This window comes from Microbacterium sp. Y547 (assembly GCF_057669785.1).
In genome coordinates, this window is the sequence record NZ_JBYHFN010000015.1 from 1 (window position 1) to 4978 (window position 4978).

General features: G+C 66.2%; 1 protein-coding gene. It reads left to right on the top strand.

Translation table 11 applies throughout. The features are described 5' to 3' along the window. Nucleotides 1-210: 210 nt before the first annotated feature. Nucleotides 211-4978: PKD domain-containing protein (locus tag AC25Y0_RS12915; RefSeq protein WP_488134781.1), on the top strand; the 4768-nt coding region annotated here is incomplete at its 3' end.

The following is a 4978-nucleotide window of genomic DNA, read 5'->3' on the forward strand; positions in this document are numbered from 1 at the left end:
GATCACCGTCACCACCCCCACCCCGTGAGCGGGGCCACGCGTCGTCGCTCGACGCGTGCGAAGGAGTCACACGCGTCATCCATTGCGCGCTCCGGGTCCGTCGTCTAGGATCGCATCAGTCTGGGGAGACTCGCGCATCCGTGCGTGGATACTGCTCACGTTTCGTGAGCTGACTGGGGAATCATCGTGGTTGTTGCTGACCGTTCTTTCATGGATGCCACTCGACGGGATGCGCGGCCGAAACGACGCGGGGTGCGCGGTCTCGTCGCCGGAGCGATGTCCCTCGCGCTGACGGCGGCAAGTCTCGCCTTCACGGCGCCGATGGCGTCCGCTGACACGGCGCCGGCCGTCGGCGTCGAAGAGACCGTCTCGGCTGACCCGCTGCCCACGGCCCAGATCGACGGCGTCGTGTGGACGCAGGCGGTCACCGGCACGACCGTGTGGGTGGGCGGCGAATTCGCCACGGCTCGCCCCGCCGGTGCTCCGGAAGGAGTCGACACCGTCCCGCGCGCGAACCTGATGGCATACGACATCCAATCCGGAGAGATGACGTCGTGGAATCCCGGGGCGAACGGGGCGATCAAATCGATCGTCGCATCGCCTGACGGTTCACGCATCTATGTCGGCGGAACGTTCACGAATATCGCCGGAAACAGCCGAAACCGCATCGCAGCGTTCGATGCTGCGACGGGTGACCTGCTGCCATGGGCGCCCTACGCCAACGCCGGGATCACCGACATCGCGACCTCGGGTGACACCGTCTACCTGGTGGGCAACTTCTCGAGCCTGGCCGGAGGCGTGCGCACCCGGCTCGGCGCCGTGTCGGCTTCGACGGGCGCGCTGCTGCCGCTCACGGCCACCCTCACGGGCGGGCATGGTGTCACGTCGATCGTGGTCGATCCGACCGGCACGAAACTCGTCCTCGCGGGTTCGTTCGAGAGCACCAATGGATCCACGAATCCCGGTCGGGGTCTTGCGGCGCTCGACTCGTCTACGGGGGCATCCCTCCGGTGGGACGTGAATTCGCTCGTGCGAAACGCGGGGCCGAGCGCAGCCATCACGGGCCTGGCTTCGGACGAGGACAGCGTCTACGGAGTCGCCTACGACTACAACGGCACCCAAGAGGACAAGTTCGAGGGCACGTTCCGCGCCCGGTGGTCCGACGGAAGCCTCGTCTGGATCGAAGACTGTCATGGTGACAACTACTCCGTCGCTGTCCACCGGGGCGTGGTCTACACCGCGAGTCACGACCACTACTGCGGCAATATCGGCGGATGGCCGCAGACCAGCCCGAACTGGACGTTCCATCACTCGATGGCCTTCGCCAAGGAGTACCACGGCAACCTTCTCACCTCTGACATCCACGGCTACAAGTCGTACGCGGGCTACCCCGCGGCATCCATCGTGCATTGGTACCCGGACTGGCAGGTGGGAACGTACACGGGCAAGAGCCAGGCCCCGTGGGACGTCGTGTCCGCGGGGGACTACGTGCTCTACGGCGGTGAGTTCCTGAAGGTCAACAACAAGCCGCAGCAAGGGCTCGTGCGCTTCGCTTCGAAAGACGTGGCACCCAATGAATCCGGACCCGAGCGAAGCGGCGACGACTTCCCCATCTCGGCCACGTCAGTGCGTCCCGGTGAGGTGCGGTTGTCCTGGACAGCCAACACCGATCGCGACAACACGACGCTGACGTACCAAGTGTTCCGGCAGGACAAGGGGTCTACCCCGATCCACACCGTCCACGGGGACTCGAACTTCTGGACGATGCCGCGCATGACGTTCGTGGACAAGACCGCTGTCGCCGGCCAGACGTATGAATACCGCGTGCGCGCCATCGATCCCTACCACAACGCGGCGACGGGGGCCTGGGTGCCTGTCACCGTGGCAACGACGAACATGGCCACCGACTACAGCCTGAGGGTGCTCGACGATTCTCCCCTGCACTACTGGCCGCTTTCCGAGCGGACCGGATCGACGGCCGATGACTGGGCAGGCGTGGCACCGTTGCAGATGACGGGTGCAACGCGCGGCGTGGCCGGGCCCAACAACCTCTCATCGACCCATGCGACGCAGTTCACCGGGTCTTCGTCTTCCTTCGCGTCGACGAGAACTGAAGAGGCCGGTCTCCACACCTTCTCGATCGAAGCATGGTTCAAGACCACGAGCACCCGCGGCGGCAAGATCGTCGGATTCGGCGACGCGTCCTCGGGCAGCTCGGCGTTGCATGATCGCTCCATCTATCTCGACAACTCCGGCCGTGTGACGTTCGGTGTCTACCCCGGGGTCCAGCGATCGCTGTCGACGGGAACGGGCTATAACAACGGACAGTGGCACCACGTCGTCGGCACTCTGTCATCGACCGGCATGACTCTCTACGTCGATGGCGTTCGCGTGGGCTCTCGTGCCGATGCGACGTCGGCGCAGGCTTATAAGGGCTATTGGCGCATCGGCGGAGACAACGTCGGCGGTTGGCCCAACACCGGCAGCAGCGCCTACCTGAGCGGTGCGATCGCTGACGTGGCCGTGTACGGCACCGCCCTCACGCGAACGCAGGTCGACGCCCACCGGGTGGCCTCAGGACGGGCTTCCGTCCTGCCGGCCGCGCCGGCCGACGCGTACGGCAAGGCCGTGTACGACCTCGAGCCGACTCTGTACTGGCGTCTCGGCGAGTCGTCGGGGTCCACGGCGAGAGACTCGGGCTTCGACGCCCAGACGGGAACCTACTTCGGCTCGGCGACCAAGTCGCAGCCGGGTGCGCTTTCTGATGTTTCGAACACCGCGGTCAGTCTCGCACCGTCGAAGAGCGTCTTCGGCGCCTGGAGGCAGACGGGCATCACGAGCGACAAACAGTATGTGAATCCGACGACGTTCGCCGCCGAGGCGTGGTTCCGGACGAACACCACCACGGGCGGAAAGATCCTCGGGTTCGGCAGTTCGCGCACGGGCACCAGCAGCAGCCACGACCGCCACATTTACATGACCGCTGATGGCAAAGTGAACTTCGGCGTGTACAACGGCACGCAGGTCGTCGTCAGCACCTCAACCGCTTACAACGACAATCGGTGGCACCACGTCGTCGCCCAACTGTCGTCGTCGGGGACGCAGCTTTTCATCGATGGCGCGTTGGTGGGCACCCACCCGAACGCCGCTGTCAACGCCTATAACGGTTATTGGCGCGTCGGAGGCGACGCCGGCTGGGCGGGCGACACGTACTGGCGGGGGTCGGTTGACGAGGTGGCGGTTTATCCTGCGCCTCTCACCACCGCGCAGGTGCTCGCGCACTACCAGCAGGGTGCGCTCGGCTTCGTGAACCAGCCGCCGGTGGCGTCGTTCAGCGCCATTGCCGACGGCCTCGGCGTCGTCTTCGACGGTGCGTCGTCGACGGACTCCGACAACGCGATCCAGTCGTATCAGTGGAGCTTCGGTGACGGCAGCGCCGCAGCAGGTGTCTCGGCGACCCACACCTACGCAGCAGCCGGCACGTACGACGTGACCTTGAGGGTCACCGATGCTCTCGGCGCGACCAGCGTGATCAGCCAGGAAGTCACCGTCGCGGCGCCCAACGCGCCGCCTGTGGCGGCGTTCACAGCGTCGACCGAGCACCTCGTGCTGAACGTAGACGGCTCCACGAGCACGGATGCTGATGGCGAGGTCGTGACATATTCGTGGGCGTTCGGCGATGGCGCGACCGGCGCAGGTGCGACGGCAACGCACACGTACAGCGAGCCCGGAACCTACGCTGTGACGCTCACCGTGACCGACGACCGCGGCGGCTCGGTGTCGACGCAGCAAGAGGTGACTGCCACGCTGGCCCCGAACAAGCTCCCGTCGGCGGCCTTCACGAATTCGATCTCCGGCCTCGTCGTCTCGGTCGACGGCTCCGCCAGCGCTGACGAAGACGGTTCGATCGTGTCCCACGCCTGGGACTTCGGCGACGGCACCACGGCGACCGGAGCCACGGCGACCCACGCGTACGAAACGGCCGGGGCATACGACATCACGCTGACCGTCACGGATGATCGCGGTGGGGTCTCGACCACGTCCTCCGCCGTCGACGTCGCCGAGACCAACGTGCTCGCCCGTGACGGATTCGATCGAGTCAGCTTCAACGGCTGGGGTACCGCTGACGAGGGCGGACAGTGGTCGATCACGGGTGCACCCGCGCGCTTCTCGGTGGCCGATGGCTCGGGTGTCATCACGCTGACGACGCCGAACTCGCAGCAGGCGGGATTGACGTCGGTGTCGAGCATGAACACGCGACTCTCGGCGTCGTTCTCGGTCGACAAGATCGCCAACGCGCAGTACATCTCGTTCGTCGGCCGTCAGGTCGGCGCCGACCAGTATGTCTTGCGGGTGCGCATCGCCGCCGACGGGTCGGTGATCCTGCACGTCATGCGCGGAGGCACCGCGATCGGTGCCGGCTACACGGTGCCCGGGGTCACGATCGCGCCCCACGCGGTGTACAACGTCGTCTTCGAGGTGACCGGCACAGCACCGACGACCCTCGTCGGCAAGATCTGGGCAGCGTCGGGTGCCGAGCCGACGACGTGGCAGGTACGGCGATCGGATTCGACGCAGGCGCTCCAGGCTCCGGGCGGTGTGGCCGTTGCCTCGATCGTTCCGACCTCGGCGAACGCCTATCCGGTGCAGGTCGCCATCCGGGATCTTCTGGTCATCGACCCGACGATCGTCGTCGCCCCTGAGAACCAAGCGCCCGCCGCGGTATTCGCATCGCAGGTGTCGGGGCTGTCGGTCGCGGTGGACGCTTCGTCGTCGTCGGATGCCGACGGTTCAGTGGTGTCGTATGCGTGGGACTTCGGCGACGGCGCGTCCGCGAGCGGTGTAACCGCTTCGCACCTCTACGCGGCGCCGGGAACATACACGGTCTCGTTGACCGTCACCGACGATGCGGGTGCCACGAGCGTAAAGACCGAACAGGTCACCGTTGCTGCGGTTCCGCAGAATGTGGTGCCGGTGG